Source organism: Streptomyces sp. NPDC104106, assembly GCF_055584345.1.
In genome coordinates, this window is the sequence record NZ_JBVJMF010000004.1 from 527,645 (window position 1) to 551,552 (window position 23,908).

Below are 23,908 nucleotides of genomic sequence, written 5' to 3' on the forward strand. Positions count from 1 at the left end.
CTCCCGGCCGGGCGGCGGCACCGGCGCCTCGCGGTACCCCGAACCCGGCGAGCGCGTCGGTCGGCTGAGCCGGGGAGGCGACGTGCAGGCGATGCGGCCGCGCCCCACCCGGTCGCGCGGCGAGCCGAACGGCGCCGGCCCCGCACAACGGCGCGGCCGGCGCGGCTCACCGTGCCTCGCCGTCGCCCGCCGGCCCCTGTACCTCGTGCTCTTTGGCGGTGCACGGCACGGTCACCGGGGCGGGCGCGGCCGACCGGTTCGCCTCCGGGGCAAGGGCGCGCCGTACGGCCGGGAAGGCGTGGCGGCGCCCCGCCACGACCACCGCGAGCGCCGTCACGGCCGGGGCGAGCGCGGTCCACGGCAGGGCGCCGGCGCCCAGTGTGTCCAGCGCCAGACCGCCGGTGAGGGAACCCGCGGCGATGCCCGCGTTGTACACCGTCGTCTGCAACGAGGTCGCCACGTCGGCGTCCGCCGGACCCGAGGCGTCGACCAGCGCGGTCTGGATCAGTGTCGGCGCCCCGCCGAAGGCCGCGCCCCACACGGCGACCGCCCCCACTAGCACCCCGTGCACCCCCGCGGCCAGGCCCAGCACCGGCAGCACGCCCGCGAACAGGGCGAGCGCCCCCAGCAGCGCGCGGCGCGGCCGGCGGTCGATCACTACGCCCGTGAGCCAGATCCCCGCCACCGTGGCCGTCCCGAACACCGAGAGCAGCAGGCCCGTACGGCCGTATCCGGCGTGCGCGGCGAACGGGGCGACGTACGTGTACATCACCTGGTGGCCCAGCAGCAGGAACAGCGTCACGGCCAGCACGGGGCGGATCCCGGGGCGCCGGGCGACCCGGACGAGCGGCACGCGCGCGTGCGACGGCTCACCGGGGAAGCCGGGCACGCACTGCCGTATCCAGACCACGAGCAGCAGGGCGAGCACGGCCAGCGCGCCGAAGGCCGCCCGCCAGCCCACCGCACCGGCCAGCGCCGTGCCGGCCGGCACCCCGAGCGACAGGGCCAGGGTGATCCCGGCGAGCACGATCGCGATGGCCCGCCCGCGCCGCGCGGCCGGCACCATCCGGGCCGCGTAGCCGACCAGCATCGCCCACAGCGTGCCGCCCATCGCGCCGGCCGCCAGCCGGGCCGCCACGGTCAGCGGATACGACGAGGACAGCGCCACGACCGCGTTGCTCACGGCGAATCCCAGCAGGGCCCCGCACAGCACCACCCGCCGCGGCAGCCCGCGCAGGGCCGCGGTGAACGGGACCGCCGCAGCGAACGACACGGCCGCGTAGGCGGTGACGAGGAAGCCGATCCGGGACTCCGCGACCCCGAGCGGCGGGGCCATCGCGGGCAGCAGGCCGGCCGGGAGGAGTTCCGTCACGACGGCAGTGAACGCGGCGCAGGACAGGGCGAGGAGCCCCGACCACGGCAACCGGCCGCCGCTGACCTGGGAAGACGCAAAAGACTCAGGCATGCGACCATGGTCGGAGCCTCACATCAGTGTGAAGGTCAAGCACGGCCGACTCGGACCGGGGGCCCGCCCATGCGCATCGGTGAACTGTCGCGCCGCACCGGTGTCGCCACCCGGCTGCTGCGCTACTACGAGGAGCAGGACCTGCTGCACCCCGAGCGCGCCGGCAACGGCTACCGCACGTACCCCGAGTCCGCCGTGGCCGACGTCCAGCAGATCCGGGGCCTGCTGGACTCCGGGCTCACCACGGAGATGATCCGCGTGATCCTGCCGTACCTCTCCGCACCCGGCGAACTGCACCCGCCCGCCGCGTGCGTGAGCGCGCGGACGGCCGCACTGCTCCAGGGGCACCTCGACCGCATCCAGGCCCGCATCGACTGCCTGGCCCGCAACCGCGACCGGCTCGCCGCCTACCTCGCCGTGGTACGGCCGGCCGGCCCCGGCCCCGACGCGCGGTAATCCCGTTGCCCGGCGGGGGCCGACCTGGTCGGCTGGGGGCATGGATCACACAGCGGTACTCGCCCTCTACGACCGGGACGTGCGCGAGCGGGCACACCCGGACGGCCCCGGAGCCCGGGTCGAACGGGCCGGCGCGGTGGTGCGCCAGGTCGCCGACGCCCAGGGCTGGAACGGCGTGCTCTGGAGCGGCCTCGACGCGGCCGGCGCCGACCGGGCGATCCGCGAGCAGATCGACCGTTTCACCTCGCTCGGCCGGGACTTCGAGTGGAAGCTCTACGGCCACGACCGGCCGGACGACCTCGGGGCCCGGCTCACCGCGGCCGGGTTCCGGGCCGAGCCCGAGGAGGCCCTGCTCGTCGGCGAGACCGGCCGGCTCGCCCTGGACGCCGCACCGCCCGAGGGGGTCCGGCTCGTGGAGGCGGCCGACGAGGCCGGGGTGGAACTCGTCGTGGGCGTGCACGAGAAGGCCTTCGGTACCGACGGCACCCGGCTGCGCCACCGGCTGCTCGCCCGGCTCGCCGCCGACCCCGGCACGGTCGTCGCGGTGGTCGCGCTCGCGGGGGACGAGCCGGTCAGCGCCGCCCGGATGGAACTGGTGCCCGGCACGGCGTTCGCCGGACTGTGGGGCGGCGGCACCGTCGAGGCCTGGCGCGGCCGGGGCGTCTACCGCGCCCTGGTCGCCCATCGTGCCCGGGTGGCGGCCGCTCGCGGCTACCGCTACCTCCAGGTCGACGCCTCACCCATGAGCCGCCCGATCCTCCAGCGCCTCGGCTTCCACGCCCTGAGCACCACCACGCCGTACCTGTACGGGAGTTGAGCGCCACCACCGGGGCTGGGATCCGGCCCTTCATTGCCGGGACCTTCTGTTCACCGCACCTTCATGCCATGTACCTTTCAACCAGTCCACGCGTGTAGAACCCTCAACCCGGCTCTACGCGCGCAGATTTGGCGTCCCCCACCGCCACTCCCCACCCCTCAAGGAGGTTCGCCGGATGCTTGGATCCAGGAGATCCCGCCGCACACTCACCAGCGCCCTGGCCGGACTCGGGCTGCTCCTCACCGGAGCCGCCGTCCAGGTCGGCACCGGTACCCCCGCCCACGCGGCGACGACGCATCGCGTCCTGTTCGACAACGCGCACGCCGAGACGGCCGGCAACGCCGACTGGATCATCTCCACCAGCCAGCCCGACCCGCTCGGCGAGAACGCGTCCCCGTCCGTCGAGACCGACTGGACCGGCGCACTGTCCTCCTGGGGCGTCGACCTGCAGAAGACGGGCAACTACAGCCTGAAGACGCTGCCGTCGGGCTCCAGCCTCAGCTACGGCGGCTCCTCCTCGCTGGACCTGTCGAACTTCGACACGCTGGTGCTGCCGGAGCCCAACACGCTGTTCACCAGCGCCGAGAAGACGGCGATCATGAACTTCGTGAAGAACGGCGGCGGGCTGTTCATGATCTCCGACCACAGCGGGGCCGACCGCAACAACGACGGCTACGACGCGGTCCAGATCCTCAACGACCTGATGACCAACAACAGCGTCGACTCCAGTGACCCGTTCGGCTTCTCGATCGACGCGCTGAACATCGCCTCCGACCACCCGGCCGCCATCAGCGACAGCACCGACCCGGTGCTGCACGGCTCCTTCGGCACGGTCACCAAGAGCCTCATCGCCAACGGCACCACGGCCACCCTCAAACCGGCGGACAACTCCGCGGCCAAGGGCCTGCTGTACCGCACCGGTTACTCGGGCAACACCGGCGCGTTCTTCCTGACCAGCACCTTCGGCAGCGGTCGGGTCGCCTTCTGGGGCGACAGCTCCCCGATCGACGACGGCACCGGCCAGCCCGGCAACACCCTGTACGACGGCTGGAACGACTCGGGCGCCACCAACGCGGCCCTCGCCCTCAACGCCACCGAATGGCTCTCCGGCGCGAGCGGCACCAGTGGCGGCGGCACGGGCGGCGGCACGGGCGGCGGCACCGGCACCTGCACCGCCGCCCAGCTCCTCACCGACCCCGGCTTCGAGTCCGGCAACTCCGCCTGGAGCGCCACGAGCGGCGTCATCACCAACTCCACCGGCGAGAGCGCCCGTTCGGGCTCGTACTACGCCTGGCTCGACGGCAACGGCTACGCCACCACCGACACCCTCTCCCAGTCGGTGACCATCCCGTCCGGCTGCACGGCCAAGCTCAGCTTCTACCTGCACATCGACACGGCCGAGACCACGACCAGCACGGCCTACGACACCCTCAAGGTCCAGGTCCTGGGCAGCTCCGGCACGGTCCTGGGCACCCTGGCCACGTACTCGAACCTCAACGCGGCCTCCGGCTACACCCAGCGCAGCTTCGACCTCAGCGCCTACGCCGGCCAGACCGTCACGGTGAAGTTCACCGGCACCGAGGGCTCCAAGTACCAGACGTCGTTCGTCGTGGACGACACCGCGCTGAGCGTCGCCTGAGCGGCACACCGAAGCGGGGGCGGGCCCGGCCGGGTCCGCCCCCGCACCCTCGTCCCCGTCACGCCGCCGGGACGGTCCGCTCCGGCGTGTTCCAGCCCGAGACCCGCACCCCCGGCGCCGAGCCGTGCAGATCGGCCGCCCGGTAGGTGGCCGTCAGCGTCACCGACTCGCCCGGCCACAGGCTCACCTCGTTGTCCGACCAGCGCACCGGAAGCACCGGCGTGCCGTGCGCGTCCACGAGATGCACGTCCGTCAGCAGGGCCGGGGTCCTGCCGCCCCCGTCGTTGCGCAGCGTGACCGTCGTACGCGCCGTTCCGTCCGCCGCCCGCGTGGCCGCCGTCGCCGACACGGGCGCCGGGGCCATCGAGGCGAGCCCGGCGAGGTCGGCGTATCCGGTCGTCGGGGTGTAATACCAGGTGGTGCCGGACCAGTCGAGGGTGTCGGGCCGGGTGGAGAGCCAGTACACGTTCCGGCTGACCTCCCTGCCGGTCGCGTCCGTCAGGTCCAGCCGGAGCAGATACGTCCGCGGCAGTCCGCCCACCGAGGCGGGCAGGGTGAGCGGGGTGGCGTGCGCGCCGTCGCCGTCCACCGAGATCCCGCGCACCCTCCGGTCGTACACCCGGGTGCCGTCGGGCGCGAAGAGGGCGGCCCGTGCGGTGAGTCCGCGTGCCGCCTCGTGCCGGCGGTTCACGACGGCGACGTCGCGACGGTCGTACCCGTACTGGATGTGCAGCGGCTCGTTCGCCTTCCTCGCGCCGAAGTACGAGCCGCCCTGGTCGAGGTAGCGGTCGGTCAGCTGCCAGTGCAGGGACGTCCAGCCGCTGTCGAACATCCAGTGGATCACCCCGGTGGCGGGCCGCGTGGCGTCGGTCGCGTTGCGGCCGTACGCCTCGAACTGGGCGCGGACGTCCTCGTACTGGGCCAGCTGGGCCTTGCGGACGTAGTCGGCGAGGCTCTTCGGGGCGCCGTAGCGGGCGGCGAGCGCGGTGTCGTAGATCTTCAGCGTGCCGAAGACCGGGGAGGGCGAGCGGTGGTACTGCGTGGCGCCCGGGTTCTTCCACAGGGTGTCGAGTTCGGCCGGAGTGAGCATGCGGCGCAGGGTGTCGAGGGTGGGGATGCTCGGGCCCGCGCTCGTCTCGGAGTTGAAGCCGGTAGCCCCGCCCTCGCGTTTGGCGTACCAGTAGCCCGGCGGCACCCAGTCGTACGGCCCGGTCATCTTCATGCCCGAACGGCCCAGCAGCGGCGAGGATCTGTCCGAGGCGGCGGAGATCACCGGGACGCTCCAGTCGGCGGCCTTCAGCGCGTCCAGATAGGTCTTCTCGATCTTCGCGTCGGGGGCGAAGTCGCTGCCGATCAGGAAGGAGATCACGCTGGGGTGGTCGCGCAGCCGGGCGGCCTCGGCGGCCATGGACGCCTTCGCCACCGGGTAGTCGGCGGCGGTCCACGGCCGGCCGGGCTCGCCCGAGCCGTGGACGTTGCCCTCCCACTTGTCACAGCACTCCCAGCCAGGCAGGGTCAGCACACCGTAGCGGTCGGCCAGGTCGAAGAACTCGTCCGGCTCCAGGTGCCCTTCGAGGCGGATCGTGTTCAGGCCGAGGTCGACGGCGTACGCCAGCCGGTCCGCGACGTAGCGGTCGTCCCAGCGCAGGAACTCGTCGGGCGACCAGCCGCCGCCCCTGATCGGCAGCGGGCGGCCGTTGATCCGGTACCGGCGGGCGCCGTCGGCGTTCAGCGGCGCCCGGACGTCGCGCACGCCGAAGCGCTCGTGCGCGGTGTCCGACACCGTACCGGCGACGGACGCGGTCAGGCGGAGGTCGTACAGCGGCTGTCCGCCCATCCCGGCCGGCCACCACACCCTCGGCGCGTGCAGGCGCAGGCCGGGGGCGTCGGCGGAGGAGAAGGCGACGGTCCTCGTCTCGTGCGCGGCGAGCGGGATCCGCCGGGTGAAGCGCGCCGCGCCGAGGCGGCCGGTGATCTCGGCCGTGACCGGCGCGCCGGTGTCGTTGCGGGCCCGCGCCCGCACCGTCAGCTCGGCGGTGGCGAGCGACGGCACGGCCAGCCGGGTGACCACGTGCGCGTCGCGCAGCGCGACCGGGCCGCCGCGGCGCACCAGGACGTCCCGGACGATTCCCGTGTTCCGGTCGGGCGGCGGCTGGAGCCAGTCGAGCCAGCCCACGCTCAGGTCCTTGTCCGGGTCGTTGGGCCGCACCCGGAAGGCGACGCTGTTGGTGCCGGGCCGCACCAGCGAGGTGATGTCCAGTTCATGGCGCGTGTAGACGCCGGAGACGTCCTCGGCGGTCGCGACCCGGTGGCCGTCGACATACACGTCGGCCGCCGGGACGACCCCGCTGACGTCGAGGAAGGTGCGCCGGGCGGTGTCCTGGACGGTGAAGTCGGAGCGGTACCACCAGGGGACCTGGAAGGCGGCCCGCGGGATCTTGCGCTGGTTGACGGAGAAGAACGGGTCGGGGTAGACGCCGTCGGCGAGCAGCGCGGCCAGCACCGTGGAGCGCGGGCCCGCCGGATACCAGCCCCGCGCCGGGTAGCCGGGGGAGGAGACGGCGGCGGCGGAGTCGGTCACCTTCGCCGAGGACTGGATGGCGTAGCCGGCGAGCGGGGTGGCGGTGCCGGCCGCGGAGGCGACGCGCGTGACCGGGACCGGCGCCGGCCGCTGCCGGGCACCGGCCCAGGCGCCGTTCGTCAGCGAGCAGCCGAGCAGGCCGAGGACCAGCGCGGTGAGGGCGTACCGGCGCGCCACGGGGGCGGGGCGAGGGAACACGGCGGGCTCCAGCCTCGTAAAGTTAGGAAACTTTACTAATTTGGGACACGCTAGGGCGCCGCGCGGGGCATGTCAACGACCCCGGCCGACACGGGATTTCGGCGGTCCGGACGCCTCGCGGGCGCCACCCGCACGGCGTGCGAACACCAGCTCCCGGGCCGTGTCCAGTGCCGTGGCCACCGCGCCCAGCAGCACCGCGTCCTCGCCGAGCCCGCTCGGGGCGATGCGCGGGCGCAGCGGGGTGAGGGCCCGCACCTGCTCCCGGACCGGCCGCAGCAGGAGGTCGACACTGTGGCCGACGCCGCCGCCGAGCACCACGAGGTCCGGGTCGAGGACGGCGGCGGCCGCCGCCACGGTGTGCGCGATCCGCTCGGCCTCCAGCTCCACCGCCTTGACGGCGGCCGCACGCCCCTGCCGGGCCGCGTCGAAGACGGCCTTCGCCGTGAGCTGCCCGCGCATGCCGAACCGCCGGGCGGCCTCCACCACGGCCACCCCGGAGACCGCGTCCTCCAGTCGCCGCGGCTCGCGCAGCCCCGGCCAGGGCAGGAACCCGATCTCGCCGGCCAGCCCGCGCGCCCCCGTGAACAGCCGCCCCTCGCTGACCACGCCCATGCCGAGGCCGGTGCCGATGAGAATGTACGCGAACAGCCGGCTGCCGCTGCCGACGCCGTACGTGTACTCGCCGAGCGCGGCCAGGTTGGCGTCGTTGTGCACCTCCAGGGGCACGCCCAGCTCCTCGCGCATCCGGTCGACCAGCCCCGCCCGCCCCCAGCCCGGCAGATGCATCGCGTACCGCACCCGCCGCCGCTCCTCGTCGTAGACGCCCGGCGTGCCGATCACCCCGTGCACCACGTCGGCCGGGTCCACCCCGGAGCCCGCGATCACCTGGCGGGCGGTGCCCACGACCAGGTCCGTCAGCGCGGCCGAGGTGCGGGCCCGGTTGCGCACGTCGCTGCGGGCGACGAGCGTGCCGTCGAGGTCGGACACGGCCACGCGCAGCCAGCCCCGGCCGATGTCGACGCCGAGGGCGTGCCCCGCGGTGGGGTCGGGCGCGTAGAGCACGGCGGTGCGGCCGCGCTCCGGGGCGTGGGTGCCGACCTCGCGCACCAGGCCGGCCCCGGCGAGCGAGGCCAGCGCGCTGGAGACCGTCGGCTTCGACAGGCCCGTCTCGCGGGCGAGTTGGGCGCGCGAGGCCGGGCCCCGGGTGCGCAGCCGGTCCAGCAGCAGCCGCTCGTTGGTGCTGCGCAGCCGCTGCCGGTTCCAGGGCTGTTCCTGCTGCTCTATGACGTCGCTCGCGGCCATCGCACCATTCTCCCGCATTCCTGACGCCTACTTGACGCAGCTAGTAAGGCTCCTTAACTTTATCGCCCAGTCAGTCCGGCCCGGGCGAGTCGTCGCGTGATCACGCGGGCCGCGCGCCCGTCGCGTCAGGAGTCCCCATGTCCGGTAGCCCGCCGCCCACGGGTGGTTTCGTCCGCCGTGTCGGCCTGTTCCAGGCCACGGCCATCAACATGAGCCAGATGTGCGGCATCGGCCCGTTCGTGACGATCCCGCTCATGGTCGCCGCGTTCGGCGGCCCGCAGGCGGTCGTCGGCTTCGTCGCGGGCGCCGTCCTCGCGCTCGCCGACGGACTGGTCTGGGCCGAACTGGGCGCCGCCATGCCCGGCTCCGGCGGCAGCTACGTCTATCTGCGCCAGGCCTTCCAGTACCGCACCGGCCGGCTGATGCCGTTCCTGTTCGTGTGGACGGCGATGCTCTTCATCCCGCTGATCATGTCCACCGGTGTGGTCGGCTTCGTGCAGTACCTGGGCTATCTCGCCCCCGGCCTCGGACCGACGGCGGGCGATCTGATCGGCCTCGGCGTCATCGCGCTCGTCGTGCTCCTGCTCTGGCGCGGCATCGAGCACATCGCCCGGATCACCGCCGTGATGTGGACCGTGATGATCGCCTCGGTGGTGCTGGTCATCGCCGCCGCGGCCACCGACTTCAGCCCGCACCGGGCCTTCACCTACCCGGCGGGCGCCTTCGACCTGACGGACAACCACTTCTGGCTCGGCTTCGCCGCGGGCCTGACCATCGGCATCTACGACTACCTCGGCTACAACACGACGGCCTACATGGGCGCCGAGATCAAGGACCCGGGCCGGAACCTCCCGCGCTCGGTCGTCCTCTCCATCCTCGGCATCATGGCGATCTATCTGCTGCTCCAGGTCGGCACCCTCGGCGTGATCGACTGGCGCCGGATGACCGACCCGCACGACATCGCCTCCACCTCGGTGGCCTCGGCGGTGCTGGAGCGGACCTGGGGCAGGGGTGCCGCCGACGTGGTGACCGTACTGATCCTCGTCACCGCGTTCGCCTCCGTCTTCACCGGCCTGCTCGGCGGCTCCCGGGTGCCGTACGACGCGGCCCGCGACCGCGTCTTCTTCCGGCCGTACGGGAAGCTGCACCCCCGGCACCGCTTTCCCGTGCTGGGACTGGCGACGATGGGGGTGATCACCGCGGCCGGCTTCCTGCTCGGCCGGCACACCGACCTCGCCACGCTGATCCAGTTGCTCACTACGGTCATGGTGATCGTCCAGGCGCTCGCCCAGATCATCGCGCTGACCGTGCTGCGCAGACGGCAGCCGGGGCTGGCCCGCCCGTACCGGATGTGGCTCTACCCGCTGCCGGGCATCCTCGCGTTCGTGGGCTGGTGCGTGATCTACGGCTACGCCGACGAGAACTCCCCGGGCCGCCACCCCATCGAATGGTCCCTGGCCTGGCTGGCCCTAGGCTGCGCGGCCTTCCTGGTCTGGGCCCGGCGGGAGAAGGCGTGGCCGTTCGGCGCCAAGGAGGTCACCGAGGAGCCCAACGCCCTTGAGGAGAGCTAGAGTTACGGGGTCTTCGTGAGCATCCCCGATCGGACACCGCGTCCGTCGGGGATGCTGCCGTTCATGACCGAGACACTTCCGGCGGACGTGACAGTCCGCCCCGCGACCCCCGACGACCGGCCCGCCGTCGAACGGCTGTGGCTGATGTTCTTCCACGACCTGTCCGAGTTCCGGGGCACCCTGCCCGGCCCCGACGGCGCCTTCCGGGCCGAGCGCGTCGAGTACGCCTTCACCCGGCCGGAATGGGCGCCGTACCTGTTCGTCCACGACGGGCACCCGGTCGGCTTCTCCTTCGTGCGGGCGCTGGACGCGCCGGTGCGGGTGCTGAACAGCTTCTTCGTGGTGCGCGGGGCGCGGCGGCTCGGGATCGGCTCCCGGGCCGTGCGGGAGGTGCTGCGCCGGCATCCCGGCGACTGGGAGATCGCCTACCAGGACAACAACCCCGCCGCACTGCGGTTCTGGCCGCAGGTCGCCCGGGACCTCGCCGGGGACGCCTGGAAGCGCGAGCCGCGGCCGGTGCCGGGCCGGCCGGAGGCGCCCTTGGACGTGTGGATCTCGTTCACCGTGACCGGCTGACCGCACCGGGCCCGGGAGGCGCTCACCGGCGCCGGTCCGACCACCGGCTGCCGAGGTCACCGCGACGAGTCCGACGGCAGAGCCCGGCTCCCGCAGGGCGGTCCGCCCGTCCGGCCGGTCAGCACCTGGACGCGCCCGGCCCGGAGACCAGGGAGGGGGGCCTGCCGTGCCGTCCGGCCTCGCGTCGCCGCTGGACGCGTGGGAGCCCTGGCTGGTGCCCGGCGGCCGAACAGGCGCGGAAGAGGCCGGTCCGCCGAGCGGACCGGCCCCGCACGGTCGCCGGTTCTTCCTTGTCCCGTCTCTTCCTCCCTTCCGTGTCGTCGTTCTCTGTGCCGTCGCTCTGGCGTGTCGCCTCCCGCTCGCGCCCGCGGCTACGGCCTGGGTGCGCTCCTCGCCGCCGTACCGGCGCAGACCAGTCCGAGGACGAGTGCCAGCGCGCCGATGACGACGTTGTTGATGATCACGCCCGCGTCGGGTCCGGTGCCCACGATCCACGGGGCGATGATCAGCCAGACGCCCAGGGCGCACATGGCCCAGCTCAGGCCGTACATCCGCTCGGGGGCCCTGGTGAAGCCGAGAGCCAGCAGGCCGATCGCTATCCCCATGATCAGGTTGTGCGTCATGAGCGCGGGCTGGCTCGTCGTGTAGTGCACGATCCAGGGGGACGCCGCGCAGTACAGGCCGAGCAGGAACACCGGACCGTCCACGAGCGCGACATCACGACCGCCGAGCATACGGGCGTAGCGTTCCCGCATTTCGGAGACATCAGGGTGAGTCGACAGATCGCCCCTGTGCAGGTTGGCCATGTCTCGTCTCCTTTGGCTTCGCAGACCAGACCGCGTCTGGTGCGGTGCGGGATACGCACCGCATCACACCATTTTGCCCTTATTTCCTCTTTATGTGTAGGCCTCGCTCCGGGCGGGCCCCGTCGGGTACGCGGTGCGGTCGCCGCCGGTCCCGCTTCCGGACACGGCGGCGCGGGCGGTGCCGCGCAGGTCAGGACGCCGCCAGCTCACGGGCCCGCTGGACGAAGGCCGCGTGCAGGTCCCGGGCCGCCCGCGGGACCGACTCCGCGCGCCGGCGCTGGAGTGTCAGCACCACCGCGGTGGTGTCGTCGGCCAGCGGCCGGTACGTGAGGGCGCCGGAGCGCTCCAGCGGATCCCCGGCGACGCTGAAGTCCGGAAGCACCGTCGCGCCGAGCCCTTCGGCGACCATGAGCTTGCCCATCTCGGCGCCGTCGGTCGAGTACGAGAACGCCGGGGTCCGCCCGGACAGCAGCCGGTGGACGTACCGGTGCATCACATACCCGGCGCGCATCGCGATCAGCGGCACGCCGAGCAGGTCCTCGACGCCGACCACCGCCAGCGCGGCGAGCGGGCTGTCCGGACGCACGCACACCACCGGCCGGCCGCGCAGCAACGGGGTGCACTCCATGCCCGCGGGCATGTCGTCACCGTCCAGATGGTTCACCAGCCCGAGGTCGAACCCGCCCTCCGCCAGGCCGCGTTGGATGTCCGTCTGCTGTGCGCCCACCACCTCCACCTGGGTGACCGGATGCGCGGCCCGGAACGACCGCAGCACGGGGATCAGCAGCGGCACCGTCGCCGCGTTGACCGTGCCGACGCGCACCATACGGCTGATGCGGTGCTGCTCACCGGCCGCCGCCCGCAGCCGGTCCACCGCCTCCAGGACGCTCACGATGTGCGGCAGCAACTCCCGGCCCGCCGCGCTCATCGTCGCCCCCGACCGTTTCCGCTCCAGCAGGTCGACGCCCAGCTCCCGCTCCAGATTCCGCACCGTCTCGCTCAACGCGGGCTGTGAAAGGCGCAGTTCCTCGGCCGCCCGGCGCAGGGAGCCGAGCCGGGTCACGGCCGCGATGTATTCCAGCTGTTCGGTCCGCACCGCCGCAGAATGCACAGGCCGCCGCCCTCGGTTCAAGGGTTTGCCTGTCACACCTTCGTGAAATTCAATGGTCCGCGATACGAAACCGGTCGGGTTTTCCTTGACTGCTCTCCTCGGCGGCTGCCAGGATCGACGGCATGACGATGCGACTGGACCTCACGCGGCGACGCCATGTCGACCTCGCGCGCGTCGCCAGCGCCTCCTGTTGCGCCGCGGCCTGATCAGCCCCCGCCCCGCGATCCGCCGCGCCTTTTCACCTTCTCCTTTTCCCGCCTGAATTCATCGCGCCCACACCAAGTCGCGCCCTGCTCCCGGGTCCCGTGAAGTGACCGCGCACACCTGGGAATTCGGCGTGTCCGAAAGCAATTCCGCACCAGGAGTTCCGCATGCCCGCAGCACCCCTCCAATTCGCCTACTGGGTCCCCAACGTCAGCGGGGGACTCGTCACCAGCACCATCGAGCAGCGCACGGACTGGGGGTACGAGTACAACCGCCGGCTCGCCGTCCTCGCCGAGAACAACGGCTTCGACTACGCCCTCAGCCAGGTCCGGTACATGGCCAGCTACGGCGCCGAGTACCAGCACGAGTCGACGAGCTTCAGCCTCGCCCTGCTGCTGGCCACCGAGCGCCTGAAGGTCATCGCCGCCGTCCACCCCGGCCTGTGGCACCCCGGTGTCCTCGCCAAGCTCGGCACCACCGCCGACCACCTGTCCGGCGGGCGGTTCGCCGTGAACGTCGTGTCCGGCTGGTTCAAGGGCGAGTTCACCGCGCTCGGCGAGCCCTGGCTGGAACACGACGAACGCTACCGCCGCGCCGAGGAGTTCATCACCGCCCTGCGCAGGATCTGGACCGAGGACCACGCCGAACTCGCCGGCGACTTCTACCGGCTGCGGGACTTCACGCTGAAACCCAAGCCACTGGACATCCCCGGCCGCGCCCACCCGGAGATCTTCCAGGGCGGCAACTCCACCGCCGCCCGGCGCATGGCCGGCCGGGTCTCCGACTGGTACTTCTCCAACGGCAAGGACTACGACGGCGTCGTCGAGCAGCTCGCCGACGTCCGCGCCGCCGCCGCCGAAGCCGGCCGAAGGGCACCCCGGTTCGGCCTCAACGGCTTCCTCATCGCCCGTGACACCGAGGCCGAGGCCCGCGCGACCCTGCGCGAGATCGTCGCCAAGGCCGACACCGAGGCCGTCGAGGGCTTCGGCGCCGCCGTGACGCAGGCCGGACGGTCCACGGCCGACGGCAAGGGCATGTGGCAGGACTCCACCTTCGAGGACCTGGTCCAGTACAACGACGGCTTCCGCACGGGCCTGATCGGCACCCCCGAACAGGTGGCGGAACGCATCGTCGCCTACCGGAAACTCGGTGTCGACCTCCTCCTGCTGGGCTTCCTGCACTACCACGAGGAGGTCGAGTACTTCGGCACGCGGGTGCTTCCCCTCGTCCGGGAGCTGGAGGCCCGACTCCCCGACGACCAGCCCGACTCCACCTCCCCGCCCGCCCCTGCCCACGCCTGACCCTCCCCCCGGCCCTCCGCGCCGCACCGGCCCGCCCCCGGCGCTCGGCGCACCCCCAGAAACGAGGCACCCATGGCCACCGTCCTGTCCGTCTCCGGCAGCCCCTCCGCCACCTCCCGCACCGGCCGCCTGCTGCGCCACCTGGACCAGCGGCTGACCGCCCACGGGCACGAGGTGATCCCGCTCGACGTCCGCACGCTGCCGGCCGAGGCCCTGCTCGGCGCCGACGTACGGCACCCGGCCGTCGCCCGCGCCGCCGAGCTGTTCGCCCGCGCCGACGGCGTCCTGATCGGCACCCCCATCTACAAGGCGTCGTACTCCGGTGTGCTAAAGGCGCTGCTCGACCTGCTCCCGCAGTACGCGCTCACCGGCAAGACCGTGCTGCCGCTCGCCACCGGCGGTTCCACCGCCCATGTCCTCGCCATCGACTACGCGCTGCGCCCGGTGCTGAACTCCATGGGCGCTGCCCACATCGTCCAGGGCTGGTTCACCCTCGACCAGGACATCACCGTGGGCGAGGACGGCACGCTGAGCATCGCCCCGGCCGCCGAGGAGGTGCTCGGGCAGGTCGTGGACCAGTTCTCGGCCGCCCTCGGGCGCGTCCCGCTCCTGGCGGCGGGCTGAGCGTCCCATGACCGCACACGTCATCGCCGACGACACCGAGGCACTCGCCGTCGCGGCGGCCCTGGCCGCCGAGTTCCGCGCCGGGGCCGCCGAGCGGGACGCCGAACGGCGCCTGCCGCGCGCCGAGCTGGACCGGCTGTCCCGCTCCGGGCTGCTCGCCGTCACCGTGCCCGCCGACCACGGCGGCGCCGACGTCACCACGGCCACCCTCGCGGAGATCTTCCGGCTGCTCGGCTCCGCCGACGCGAGCCTCGCCCAGATCCCGCAGAGCCACTTCGTCTACGTGAATGTGATCCACCGTCAGGGAACCGAGGAGCAGCGGAAGTTCTTCTTCGCCGAGCTGCTGGCCGGCCGCCGGTTCGGCAACGCGCAGTCGGAGGCCGGCACCCGGCACGTGCAGGACATCCGCACCCGCCTGCGGCCGCGGCCCGACGGCTCGTACCTGCTGACCGGGGTCAAGCACTACTCCACCGGCGCGCTGTTCGCCGACTGGATCCCGGTGCTCGCCCGTGCCGAGGACGACACGCTGCACGTCGCCTACGTCCCCCGGGACGCCCCCGGCCTGACGGTGCTCGACGACTGGGACGGCATGGGCCAGCGGACGACGGCCAGCGGCACCGTCCGCCTGACCGCCGTACCCGTGCCCGCCGACCGGGTACTGCCCCACCACCTCACCTTCCAAGGGCCCCAACTCCACGGAGCCACAGCCCAGTTGCTGCACGCCGCCATCGACACCGGCATCGCGGGCGGCGCGCTCGCCGAGGCGGCGGAGTTCGTCCGCACCACGAGCCGGCCCTGGTTCGAGAGCGGAGCGGAGACGGCGGCCGAGGACCCGCTCCTCGTCCAGCGGTTCGGTGAACTCGCCCTCCAGGTCCGCACGGCCGAGGCCCTGCTGAAGGAGGCCGCCCGCGCGGTCGACGCGGCACGCGCCCGGCTCACCGACGACTCAGCGGCCGAGGCGTCCCTCGCGGTCGCCGCCGCCAAGGTGCGCGCGGGCGAGGCCGCCGTCGGGGTCGCGGGCGCCCTGTTCGAGGTCGCCGGCACCCGCTCGGCGCTCAACTCCCTCAACCTGCACCGGTACTGGCGCGACGCCCGGACCCACACCCTGCACGACCCGCCCCGCTGGAAGATCCAGCATCTCGGCCGCCACGCGCTGACCGGGACCCGGCCGCCCCGGCACGGCCTGCTCTGACGGGCCCCGGCCCGGCTTCGACGGACACTCGAGAACGGAGACCCCGTGTCCCTCACCTTCCACTGGTTCCTGCCCACCAACGGCGACAGCCGTCATGTCGTCGGCGGCGGCCACGGCACCCCGGCGACCGCCTCCGGCCGGGACCGGCCGCCCACGGTCGCCTACCTGAGCCAGATCGCCCGGGCCGCCGAGCAGCTCGGCTTCGCCGCCGCGCTCACCCCGACCGGTGCCTGGTGCGAGGACGCGTGGCTGACCACCGCCATGGTCAGCCAGAACTCCGAGCGGCTGAAGTTCCTGGTCGCCTTCCGCCCCGGTGCCGTCTCGCCGACGCTCGCCGCGCAGATGGCGTCCACCTTCCAGCGGCAGAGCGGCGGCCGGCTGCTGCTCAACGTCGTCACCGGGGGCGAGAGCCACGAGCAGCGGGCCTACGGCGACTTCCTCGACAAGGACGCCCGCTACCGCCGTACCGGCGAATTCCTGCACATCGTGCGGCAGTTGTGGGACGGCAAGAGTGTCGACCTGCGGGGCGAGCACCTGCGGGTGGAGGACGCGAGGCTCAGCCGGGTGCCCGACCCGGTGCCCGAGGTGTACTTCGGCGGCTCCTCGCCCGCCGCCGGCGAGGTCGCGGCCCGGTACGCGGACGTGTATCTCACCTGGGGCGAGCCGCCCGCGCAGGTCGCCGAGAAGATCGCCTGGATCCGCGGGCTGGCCGCCGGACACGGCCGCACCCTGCGCTTCGGCATCCGGCTGCACGTCATCACCCGGGACACCTCCGCCGAGGCATGGGCGGAGGCGGACCGGCTGCTCGCCGGCTTCGACCCGGAGACCGTCGCGGCCGTACAGGCGGGGCTCGCGCGCAGCGAGTCCGAGGGGCAGCAGCGCATGCTCGCCCTGCACGGCGGCAGCCGGGAGAGCCTGGAGATCCACCCCAACCTGTGGGCCGGCATCGGCCTGGTGCGCGGCGGCGCCGGCACCGCCCTGGTCGGCAGCCACGACGAGGTCGCGGAGCGGATCAAGGAGTACCACGCGCTCGGCATCGACGAGTTCGTCCTGTCCGGCTACCCGCACCTGGAGGAGGCGTACTGGTTCGGCGAGGGCGTCCTGCCGCGGCTCGCCGACCAGGGACTGTGGACCCACCCCGACGGGCGGGCCTGCGCCCCCGCGGCCCAGGTGCCGTTCGCCGGCTGACCAACGCGCCCTGGCAGACTTCGGGTTCATGACGAGAGAGCCGAACGACGCCACCGCCGCCGTCACCTGGGGCCTGCTGGCCGCGTGGGCCCTGCACGACACCGAGGAAGTCGCCGTGGTGCCGCGCTGGGTGCGCACGCGGGTGCCGGAGCTGCGCAAACGGTTCCCCCGGGTGCCCGAGGCGGTGTGGCGGGGGATGGAGTCCGTGGACGCACGGGAGTTCGCCACCGCGGTCGCCGCGATGGCGGCCGTGGTGGCGGCCGCGGCCGCCGACGGCCACCGGACCGGGGGCCGGTCCGCCGTCTACCAGACCGCGCTCAACGCCTTCGGCCTGCACGGCCTGGTCCATCTCGCACAGGCAGCCGTGACGCGCGGCTACACACCCGGCTCGGCGACCACGCCCCTGGTCGTCCTGCCGTTCACCGTCTGGGCCCGTGGCCGGCTGCGCCGCTCCGGCGTCCTGCGCCCCACGCGCCCCCGGGACCTCGCCCAGGGCCTCGCCTTCGCCGCGGCCGCCGCGGCCGGTACGCACGCGCTGGCCCAGGCGGTGGCGCGGCGCCGGTGACGTCAGGCGCCGCCCAGCGCCCGCAGATGCGCCGCACGCGTCTGCGCCGTCTGCCCCTGCACCAGCAGGAACAGCGCCTCGCGGGCCAGACGCTGGGCCGGGCTGGTCAGGGCCGTCGACCGGCCGCCGCCGGCCACCACCGCCGCCGTGGTGGCCGTGCGCAGCACGTCGAACGCCTGCGCGCGCAGCGCGAGCCGCTCCGCCGCCCGCTCGTGGGCACCGGGTGGTCGGCCAGGGCGTAGGCCCGGCGGCGGACGTCGCCGAGCCGGGCGCGCAGCGGGGCGGCGGATTCGTCGTCCAGCAGGTCCAGGGCGGCCCGCGCGACGCCGAAGACCGCCGGGCCGGCGTTCAGCGTCCGGGCCCGGTCGCCGGGGGCCCAGCGCTCGTACGGCGCCCGCAGCGCCACGGCCCCGGCCGGCCAGCCACAGGCCGCTCAGCTCCAGCGACACCGTGCGCGCGGCGGTGAGAGCGACGAGCCGCATCGGCTGCGAGGCCCGCAGGCCCGGCTGCTCGCGGGCCTCGGCGAAGGCGAACAGCACCTCGCCCGCGTCGGTCATCCCGGCGAGCAGCAGCACGTCGTTCAGCCCCCAGCCGGTGTACCAGGGGACGGTCCCGTCGAACCGCCAGCCGCCGGCCTGCGCGCGCACCTTCACCGGGACCCGCGGGTACGACCGCAGATGCGCGTACACCACCCCGGCCAGCAGCTCCCCGCGCGCCAGCGGCTCCAACAGGCGCTCGCGCACGGGCAGTTCACTCTGTACGAGGGTCTGCACCGGCGTGTGGTGCTGCGTCTGCACGAACCAGGTCGAGCAGCACGCCCCGGCCAGGATCTCGGCGGTCTCACGCAGGACGGCGGGCGGCGCCCCCAAGCCGCCGTACGCGACCGGCGCGCCCGCCCCGAGCAGCCCGGACCGCTTCACCGCCGCGATGTGGCTCGCGGGCACCCCCTCCTGATCCACCCGCTCGGCCTGCGGGACGAGCAGCTCGGCGGCGAGCCGGCGGGCGCGGGCGACGAGGGGATGCGCGCTGGTGGTCACGGCGACGATTCTTCACGATCCCTTTCCCCGCGGTGCGGGGCCGGGTGTCGATCCGGGGGCCGCCGTTCGTGTAGGTGATGACAGGGAGCCGCGAGACCCTGGGAACACCAAGGAGGACACCGTGAAGCAGTACCTGCTCAGTGCGGTCACGCCGACTGGCGGCACCCGCCCGCGCCGGACGTGCTCGCCGCGATCATGCGCGACCCGCAGGCCTTCAACGACGAGCTGCGCGCCGCCGGCGCGTGGGTCTTCGCGGGCGGGCTGCACGGCCCGCAGACCGCGAGGCTCCTCCGCCCGAAGGACGGCGACGTCCTGATCACCGACGGCCCCTAGCCGAGGGCAAGGAGTACACGGGCGGACTGTGCCTGACCAGGGCCGCCGATCTGGACGAGGCGCTGGAGTGGGGGCGCAGGGCCGCCCTCGCGTCCACGCTCCCCATCGAGGTGCGGTCCTTCGCCGACCAGCACTGATGGACGGCGCGCCGGGCGTCGAGGCCGTCTTCCGCGCCGAGTACGGGCGCGCGGTCGCCGTCCTCGTCCGCTTCCTCGGCGACATCGACCTCGCCGAGGAAGCGGTCCAGGACGCCTTCGCCACCGCCGTACGCACCCGGCCGGGGACCGGCGTGCGGCCGAGCCCGGCCGGCTGGATCATCCGCGCCGCCTGGACCGCACCGCCGAGGCGGCGGCGGAGTACGGCCTGGCCGCGGGACCGGCCCCGGGCGAGGCCGAGCGGGCGTACCTGGAGCGGCGCGGGCGCGAGCCGGCCCTGTGAGCGTGATCACTCCGGCCCGGCGGAATGAACTTGAGGTCCTGAAAGGTTGGCGAATACATCTACCGACCGTCCGTACTCGGGCCGAACCGCCCGTGCACCACCAGCGAGGCACCGTGAACCACCCCGCCACCCCGCGGCCCGCCGACATCGTCGCCCGGCTGCGCGCCACCTTCGCCACCGGCCGCACCAAGCCCGTCGAGTGGCGCACCGAGCAGCTGCGCCGCCTGCGCGCGATGCTCACGGAACGCGGCGCCGACCTCGCCGCCGCCCTCCGCGCCGACCTCGGCAAGAGCAGCACCGAGGCCTACCGCACCGAGATCGACTTCACGATCCGCGAGATCGACCACACCCTCGACCACCTCGCGGACTGGCTGCGCCCCGAGCCCGCGCCCGTCCCGGTGCACCTCGGCGCCGACACCACGGCCTGGACCCAACTCGACCCGCTGGGCGTCGTCCTCGTCATCGCGCCCTGGAACTACCCGGCGCAGCTGCTGCTCGCCCCCATGGCCGGCGCGCTGGCCTCCGGCAACGCGGTGGTCGCCAAGCCGAGCGAGCTGGCCCCGGCCACCTCGGCCGCCCTGGCCGGGCTGATCCCCGCCTACCTCGACACCGACGCGGTCGCCGTGGTCGAGGGCGGCGTCCCGGAGACCACGGCCCTGCTGGCCGAGCGCTTCGACCACATCTTCTACACCGGCAACGGCACCGTCGGCCGCATCGTGATGCGCGCCGCCGCCGAGCACCTCACCCCCGTCACCCTCGAACTCGGCGGGAAGTCACCGGTGTTCGTGGACCGGGACACCGACCTCGGCGTGGTCGCGGACCGGCTGGCGCGCGGCAAGTTCCTCAACGCCGGGCAGACCTGCGTCGCCCCCGACTACGTCCTGACCGACCCGGAGACCGCCGCCGCCCTCGAGCCCGCCCTCGTCCGCGCGGTCGAGACGCTGTTCGGCACGGACCCGGCCCGGTCGCCGGAGTACGGCCGGATCGTCAACGAGCGCCACTTCGACCGGCTGACCGCCCTGCTCGGTTCCGGCCGGGTGGCGGTGGGCGGCACGAGCGACCGTACGGCCAGGTACATCGCCCCGACCGTCCTCGCGGACGTCCCCCCGGACTCGCCCGTCATGCGGGAGGAGATCTTCGGTCCCGTCCTGCCGATCGTCACCGTGGCCGGCCTGGACGAGGCGCTCGCCTTCATCAACGACCGCGACAAGCCGCTTGCGCTGTACGTCTTCAGCGAGTCGGAACGCACGCGCGAGCGCATCGCCGCCGAGACGTCCTCCGGCGGCCTCGGCCACGGCCTGCCCCTGGCCCATCTCACCGTCTCCGACCTGCCGTTCGGCGGGGTGGGAGAGAGCGGCATGGGCAACTACCACGGCCGCTTCTCCATCGAGACCTTCAGCCACCGCAAGGCGGTCCTGCACAAGCCGCTGAGCTGAATTCGCTTGCGCGGCACGCCGGGGGGAGCGACACTCCGCCGAATGACCGCTGAAACGATCACCGCGGACGCCTCGGGCACCGTCACACTCGGCGACCTGCCCGTCCACCGCATCGGCCTCGGAGCCATGCGGCTGACGGGCAGCGCCGCGTTCCACCTGGGCACGCCGAGCGACCGGCAGCGCTCCCTGACCGTCCTGCGGCGGGCCGTGGAGCTGGGCGTGAACCACATCGACACGGCCGCCTTCTACTTCTCCGCCACACGCTCCGCCAACGAACTGATCAACACCGCTCTCGCCCCCTACGCCGACGACCTGGTCATCGCCGCCAAGGTCGGCCCCTTCCGGGACTACCACGGCGAGTGGGGCACCGCGGCCCGCCCCGACCAGCTGCGCGGCCACGTCGAGGAGAACCTGCGCCAGCTCGGCCGCGACCACCTCGACGTCGTCTACCTGCGCCGGATGCGCCAGGACTCCATCGCCGAGCACTTCGGCGCGCTCGCCGAACTCCGCGAGGCCGGCCTGATCCGCCACCTCGGCATCTCCGGCGTCGAACCGCGCCACCTCGCCGAGGCCCTGGAGATCGCCCCGGTGGTCTCCGTCCAGAACCGCTACGCCCTGGACCGCCCCGAGCCCGTCGACGACGCGATGCTGCGCCTGTGCGGCGAGCGCGGCATCGCCTTCGTGCCCTTCTACGCCGTCGCCGGCGAGGCCGGCGCCCACGCGGCGACCGACACCCACGACGACGAGGTACGGGCCGTAGCCCGGGCCCACGGCGCGACGCCCACCCAGATCCGCATCGCCTGGACCCTTCACCAGGGCCCGCACGTCCTGGCCATCCCCGGCACCGGCAACCCCGGCCACCTCGCCGAGAACGTGGCGGCCGGGGCGCTGCGCCTCACCGCGGAGGAGCTGGCCCGGCTGGACGCCCTGCACACCGGGACGAGCTGAGGAGGTCGCGGGGCGCGGGCGGGGGGTGCGCCCGCGCGGGGGAGGGGGGTACGGTCGCGGACGGGCCGGTGCCGAGGCGTGACCGTCCTCCCGCCTCTCCACGAGGGGCGGGTACGGGACACGCGGGCGCACAGCCGTACGAAGGAACCGTTGACTACCATCGTGTCGACGGTGTCCCTGGCCGCAGACGGAGACGGGCAGACACAGACGGGGTGAGGAACGAGCCATGACCGAGGCGAAGGACGAGCGCCGGCCGGCCGGTGAGCTGGAGGCCAGCGTCATGGCCGCGCTGTGGGCCGCCGGGCTGCCGCAGACACCCGGGCAGGTGCAGTCGCGCCTCGGCGCGGACCTGGCCCGGACGACCGTGACGACGATCCTCACCCGGCTGTACGACAAGGGTGTCGTGGTGCGGCACCGCCAGGGGCGCGGGTACGCCTACTTCCCGGTGCAGGAGGTGCGGGACGCCCAGGGGCTCACCGCCCGCCGCATGCACAGCGAGCTGGACCGCGACAGCGACCGCGAGACCGTGCTGGCCCGCTTCGTCGCCCAGCTCAGCCCCGACGACGAACGCATCCTGCGGGACCTGCTCGAATCCGACGAACGATGACCGCCCTGCTCCTGCTGCCCCTGCTGCTGCCGTTCGCCCTGCCGGCCCTGGCCCGCCGCGCCCTGGACCGGCTGACCCCGGCCGTCGCGCTGTGGTCCGTCACGGTCTGCGCGGTCGTCCTCGCCGGCTCCTCGCTGGCCGCGCTCGGCTCGTTCGTCCTGATCGGGCTGCTGAAGGTGCCGGTCTTCGCCGCGCTCGGCGAGCTGGTCCGCCCGCTGCGCACCGCCTCGGACCTCGTGGTGCTGCCCGTCGCCGCGACGTCCGTCGGTGTGCTCGCCGTGTGCGGCTGGACCCTCGTCCGCTCCGTGCTGCGCCAGGCCCGCGCCTTCCGCGTCGCGCGCACGCAGGCCGGGCGCGGCCCCGCCGCCGGTGACCTGTGCGTGGTGGACTCGCCCCGCCCGGACGCCTACGCCCTGCCCGGCCGCCCGCACCGCATCGTCGTCACGACCGCGATGCTGCGCAGCCTGGACGGCCCCGAGCGCGAGGCGCTGTTCGCGCACGAGCGGGCGCACAACGACGGCGGCCACCACTACTTCCTCGCCGCCGCCGAACTCGCCGCGCACTGCCACCCCGCCCTGCGACCGGTCCGCGAGAACATCCGCCTGGCCGCCGAGCGCGCCGCCGACGAAGCCGCCGCGGCCCGGGTCGGCGACCGGAGGCTGACCGCCCGGGCCATCGCCCGCGCCGCCCTCGCCGGGCAGGCCCCGCACGCCGAACGCCCCGACTTCGCGGCCGCCGCGACCAGCGGACCGGTCCCGCAGCGCGTGCAGGCCCTGCTGGCGGCCGCTCCGCGCGCCCCCCGGGCCGGCCGCGCCATCGCCGTCCTCCTCCTCGCCTGCACGGTCTTCTCGTGCGGGGCCTCGGTCGCCGGAACGGCCGACTTCCACCACCGGGTGGAGATCGCCCAGGGCGACGAGAAGCCCTGACCCGGAGCACCGGGCGCCACCCCGCGGCAGCCGTACGGAACGCGGGGAGGACACCCTCGCCGCAACGCGCGTAGAACATGACTGGCGCCTGCGTAGTTTTACGTATAACCTCACCCGCTAACCACCCCCGCCGGAAGGCCCCCCGGAAGGTTTTCGATGCGACGCCTCGTCCTGGTCACCCTCGTCGTCGACGACTACGACGAGGCCATCCGCTTCTACACCGAGGCCCTCGGCTTCCGCCTGGCCGAGGACGCCCCCCGCCCCGACGGCTCCCGCTGGGTCGTCGTCGCGCCCGGCGATCCCGCGGCCGGCCCCGGACTGCTGCTCGCCCGCGCCAAGAACGAGGAACAGCGCGCCCGCGTCGGCGACCAGACCGGCGGACGCGTCGGCTTCTTCCTGCACACCGACGACTTCGCCCGCGACCACGCGCGGATGACCGCGGCCAGAGTGACCTTCCTGGAGGAGCCGCGGCACGAGCCGTACGGCACCGTCGCCGTCTTCCAGGACCTCTACGGCAACCGCTGGGACCTGCTCCAGCCCGCCGACCGCTGACCCACACCGACCCACCACCGCACCACCTGCCGAGG

At 73.7% G+C, this 23,908-nt stretch carries 21 protein-coding genes and 3 pseudogenes; 18 read left to right on the forward strand and 6 right to left on the reverse strand.

The features are described from left to right. Window positions 1-166: 166 nt before the first annotated feature. Window positions 167-1,465: an MFS transporter gene (locus ACZ60X_RS13155; RefSeq protein WP_469597184.1), complete on the reverse strand. Its 1,299-nt coding sequence runs from the start codon at window positions 1,463-1,465 to the stop codon at window positions 167-169. A 69-nt stretch (window positions 1,466-1,534) separates the two neighbouring features. Here ACZ60X_RS13155 and ACZ60X_RS13160 point away from each other — a divergent pair, with 69 nt between their 5' ends. The 3 genes from ACZ60X_RS13160 (at window position 1,535) to ACZ60X_RS13170 (ending at window position 4,377) form a co-directional block, all read left to right on the forward strand. Beyond that, window positions 1,535-1,921 carry a MerR family transcriptional regulator gene (locus tag ACZ60X_RS13160; RefSeq protein ID WP_469597186.1) on the forward strand — a complete coding sequence of 129 codons (387 nt, stop codon included), beginning with the start codon at window positions 1,535-1,537 and terminating at the stop codon, window positions 1,919-1,921. 40 nt (window positions 1,922-1,961) lie between these two features. After that, window positions 1,962-2,738, forward strand: coding sequence for a GNAT family N-acetyltransferase (locus tag ACZ60X_RS13165; protein ID WP_469597190.1), 777 nt, complete (start codon window positions 1,962-1,964; stop codon window positions 2,736-2,738). 175 nt (window positions 2,739-2,913) lie between these two features. Further along, window positions 2,914-4,377, forward strand: a complete 1,464-nt coding sequence (locus tag ACZ60X_RS13170; protein WP_469597192.1) for a hydrolase — start codon at window positions 2,914-2,916, stop codon at window positions 4,375-4,377. Between the two features lie 58 nt (window positions 4,378-4,435). Here the strand turns inward: ACZ60X_RS13170 and ACZ60X_RS13175 are convergent, their stop codons facing one another. After that, window positions 4,436-7,156: a glycoside hydrolase family 2 protein gene (locus ACZ60X_RS13175; protein ID WP_469597195.1), complete on the reverse strand. Its 2,721-nt coding sequence runs from the start codon at window positions 7,154-7,156 to the stop codon at window positions 4,436-4,438. Between the two features lie 72 nt (window positions 7,157-7,228). Next, window positions 7,229-8,458, reverse strand: coding sequence for an ROK family transcriptional regulator (locus ACZ60X_RS13180; protein WP_469597198.1), 1,230 nt, complete (start codon window positions 8,456-8,458; stop codon window positions 7,229-7,231). A gap of 137 nt (window positions 8,459-8,595) precedes the next feature. Here ACZ60X_RS13180 and ACZ60X_RS13185 point away from each other — a divergent pair, with 137 nt between their 5' ends. Together ACZ60X_RS13185 and ACZ60X_RS13190 are read left to right on the forward strand one after the other, a co-directional pair. Further along, window positions 8,596-10,029 (forward strand): APC family permease, encoded by a 1,434-nt coding sequence (locus ACZ60X_RS13185; protein WP_469597201.1) that lies wholly within the window; start codon window positions 8,596-8,598, stop codon window positions 10,027-10,029. Between the two features lie 63 nt (window positions 10,030-10,092). Beyond that, window positions 10,093-10,605 carry a GNAT family N-acetyltransferase gene (locus ACZ60X_RS13190; RefSeq protein ID WP_469597203.1) on the forward strand — a complete coding sequence of 171 codons (513 nt, stop codon included), beginning with the start codon at window positions 10,093-10,095 and terminating at the stop codon, window positions 10,603-10,605. A gap of 371 nt (window positions 10,606-10,976) precedes the next feature. On the opposite strand, the gene ACZ60X_RS13195 is transcribed toward ACZ60X_RS13190, so the two are convergent. Both ACZ60X_RS13195 and ACZ60X_RS13200 read right to left on the reverse strand, forming a co-directional pair. Continuing rightward, a complete protein-coding gene (locus tag ACZ60X_RS13195) occupies window positions 10,977-11,411 on the reverse strand; it encodes an SPW repeat protein (protein ID WP_469597206.1) in 435 nt (144 codons plus the stop codon). Between the two features lie 190 nt (window positions 11,412-11,601). Next, a complete protein-coding gene (locus tag ACZ60X_RS13200; RefSeq protein WP_469597208.1) occupies window positions 11,602-12,507 on the reverse strand; it encodes a LysR family transcriptional regulator in 906 nt (301 codons plus the stop codon). A gap of 143 nt (window positions 12,508-12,650) precedes the next feature. On the opposite strand from ACZ60X_RS13200, the gene ACZ60X_RS13205 reads away from it, so the two are divergent. The 6 genes from ACZ60X_RS13205 (at window position 12,651) to ACZ60X_RS13230 (ending at window position 17,596) form a co-directional block, all read left to right on the forward strand. Further along, window positions 12,651-12,728 carry a putative leader peptide gene (locus ACZ60X_RS13205; protein WP_373878043.1) on the forward strand — a complete coding sequence of 26 codons (78 nt, stop codon included), beginning with the start codon at window positions 12,651-12,653 and terminating at the stop codon, window positions 12,726-12,728. A gap of 165 nt (window positions 12,729-12,893) precedes the next feature. Then, window positions 12,894-14,027 carry a dimethylsulfone monooxygenase SfnG gene (sfnG, locus tag ACZ60X_RS13210; protein ID WP_469597211.1) on the forward strand — a complete coding sequence of 378 codons (1,134 nt, stop codon included), beginning with the start codon at window positions 12,894-12,896 and terminating at the stop codon, window positions 14,025-14,027. A 72-nt stretch (window positions 14,028-14,099) separates the two neighbouring features. Further along, window positions 14,100-14,651 (forward strand): NADPH-dependent FMN reductase, encoded by a 552-nt coding sequence (gene ssuE, locus ACZ60X_RS13215; RefSeq protein ID WP_469597213.1) that lies wholly within the window; start codon window positions 14,100-14,102, stop codon window positions 14,649-14,651. A 7-nt stretch (window positions 14,652-14,658) separates the two neighbouring features. Then, on the forward strand, window positions 14,659-15,843 hold the full coding sequence (locus ACZ60X_RS13220; RefSeq protein ID WP_469597215.1) for an SfnB family sulfur acquisition oxidoreductase: 1,185 nt from the start codon (window positions 14,659-14,661) through the stop codon (window positions 15,841-15,843). 45 nt (window positions 15,844-15,888) lie between these two features. After that, the gene (locus tag ACZ60X_RS13225) at window positions 15,889-17,031 is read left to right on the forward strand and encodes an LLM class flavin-dependent oxidoreductase (RefSeq protein WP_469597218.1); all 1,143 of its coding nucleotides are present in this window, start codon (window positions 15,889-15,891) and stop codon (window positions 17,029-17,031) included. 28 nt (window positions 17,032-17,059) lie between these two features. Continuing rightward, window positions 17,060-17,596, forward strand: coding sequence for an HXXEE domain-containing protein (locus tag ACZ60X_RS13230; protein WP_469597220.1), 537 nt, complete (start codon window positions 17,060-17,062; stop codon window positions 17,594-17,596). 2 nt (window positions 17,597-17,598) lie between these two features. On the opposite strand, the pseudogene ACZ60X_RS13235 reads toward ACZ60X_RS13230, so the two are convergent. Further along, window positions 17,599-18,633: pseudogene (locus ACZ60X_RS13235) on the reverse strand (acyl-CoA dehydrogenase family protein). 121 nt (window positions 18,634-18,754) lie between these two features. Between ACZ60X_RS13235 and ACZ60X_RS13240 the strand changes: the two are divergent. From ACZ60X_RS13240 to ACZ60X_RS13270, 7 genes and pseudogenes are all read left to right on the forward strand, one after another. Then, window positions 18,755-19,103, forward strand: a pseudogene (locus ACZ60X_RS13240) (YciI family protein). Beyond that, a pseudogene (locus ACZ60X_RS13245) lies at window positions 19,103-19,294 on the forward strand (RNA polymerase sigma factor); the annotation flags it as partial. The pseudogenes ACZ60X_RS13240 and ACZ60X_RS13245, both read left to right, overlap by 1 nt. A gap of 223 nt (window positions 19,295-19,517) precedes the next feature. Then, entirely contained in the window at window positions 19,518-20,840 is a 1,323-nt protein-coding gene (locus tag ACZ60X_RS13250; protein ID WP_469597223.1) for an aldehyde dehydrogenase family protein, read from the forward strand. A 42-nt stretch (window positions 20,841-20,882) separates the two neighbouring features. Beyond that, window positions 20,883-21,788: an aldo/keto reductase gene (locus ACZ60X_RS13255; protein ID WP_469597225.1), complete on the forward strand. Its 906-nt coding sequence runs from the start codon at window positions 20,883-20,885 to the stop codon at window positions 21,786-21,788. Window positions 21,789-22,014: 226 nt separating this feature from the next. After that, the gene (locus ACZ60X_RS13260; protein WP_469597227.1) at window positions 22,015-22,395 is read left to right on the forward strand and encodes a BlaI/MecI/CopY family transcriptional regulator; all 381 of its coding nucleotides are present in this window, start codon (window positions 22,015-22,017) and stop codon (window positions 22,393-22,395) included. Next, the gene (locus tag ACZ60X_RS13265) at window positions 22,392-23,321 is read left to right on the forward strand and encodes a M48 family metalloprotease (protein WP_469597231.1); all 930 of its coding nucleotides are present in this window, start codon (window positions 22,392-22,394) and stop codon (window positions 23,319-23,321) included. The genes ACZ60X_RS13260 and ACZ60X_RS13265 overlap by 4 nt, the downstream gene beginning before the upstream one ends. A gap of 156 nt (window positions 23,322-23,477) precedes the next feature. Beyond that, window positions 23,478-23,873 (forward strand): VOC family protein, encoded by a 396-nt coding sequence (locus ACZ60X_RS13270; protein ID WP_469597233.1) that lies wholly within the window; start codon window positions 23,478-23,480, stop codon window positions 23,871-23,873. Window positions 23,874-23,908 lie beyond the last annotated feature (35 nt).

Coding starts and splice junctions, on each gene's coding strand:
- ACZ60X_RS13220 (WP_469597215.1), top strand. CDS start 14,659: ATGACCGCACACGTCATCGCCGACGACACCGAGGCACTCGCCGTCGCG.
- ACZ60X_RS13185 (WP_469597201.1), top strand. CDS start 8,596: ATGTCCGGTAGCCCGCCGCCCACGGGTGGTTTCGTCCGCCGTGTCGGC.
- ACZ60X_RS13190 (WP_469597203.1), top strand. CDS start 10,093: ATGACCGAGACACTTCCGGCGGACGTGACAGTCCGCCCCGCGACCCCC.
- ACZ60X_RS13180 (WP_469597198.1), bottom strand. CDS start 8,458: ATGGCCGCGAGCGACGTCATAGAGCAGCAGGAACAGCCCTGGAACCGG.
- ACZ60X_RS13255 (WP_469597225.1), top strand. CDS start 20,883: ATGACCGCTGAAACGATCACCGCGGACGCCTCGGGCACCGTCACACTC.
- ACZ60X_RS13265 (WP_469597231.1), top strand. CDS start 22,392: ATGACCGCCCTGCTCCTGCTGCCCCTGCTGCTGCCGTTCGCCCTGCCG.
- ACZ60X_RS13170 (WP_469597192.1), top strand. CDS start 2,914: ATGCTTGGATCCAGGAGATCCCGCCGCACACTCACCAGCGCCCTGGCC.
- ACZ60X_RS13270 (WP_469597233.1), top strand. CDS start 23,478: ATGCGACGCCTCGTCCTGGTCACCCTCGTCGTCGACGACTACGACGAG.
- ssuE (WP_469597213.1), top strand. CDS start 14,100: ATGGCCACCGTCCTGTCCGTCTCCGGCAGCCCCTCCGCCACCTCCCGC.
- ACZ60X_RS13205 (WP_373878043.1), top strand. CDS start 12,651: ATGCGACTGGACCTCACGCGGCGACGCCATGTCGACCTCGCGCGCGTC.
- ACZ60X_RS13155 (WP_469597184.1), bottom strand. CDS start 1,465: ATGCCTGAGTCTTTTGCGTCTTCCCAGGTCAGCGGCGGCCGGTTGCCG.
- ACZ60X_RS13260 (WP_469597227.1), top strand. CDS start 22,015: ATGACCGAGGCGAAGGACGAGCGCCGGCCGGCCGGTGAGCTGGAGGCC.
- ACZ60X_RS13160 (WP_469597186.1), top strand. CDS start 1,535: ATGCGCATCGGTGAACTGTCGCGCCGCACCGGTGTCGCCACCCGGCTG.
- ACZ60X_RS13165 (WP_469597190.1), top strand. CDS start 1,962: ATGGATCACACAGCGGTACTCGCCCTCTACGACCGGGACGTGCGCGAG.
- ACZ60X_RS13230 (WP_469597220.1), top strand. CDS start 17,060: ATGACGAGAGAGCCGAACGACGCCACCGCCGCCGTCACCTGGGGCCTG.
- sfnG (WP_469597211.1), top strand. CDS start 12,894: ATGCCCGCAGCACCCCTCCAATTCGCCTACTGGGTCCCCAACGTCAGC.
- ACZ60X_RS13195 (WP_469597206.1), bottom strand. CDS start 11,411: ATGGCCAACCTGCACAGGGGCGATCTGTCGACTCACCCTGATGTCTCC.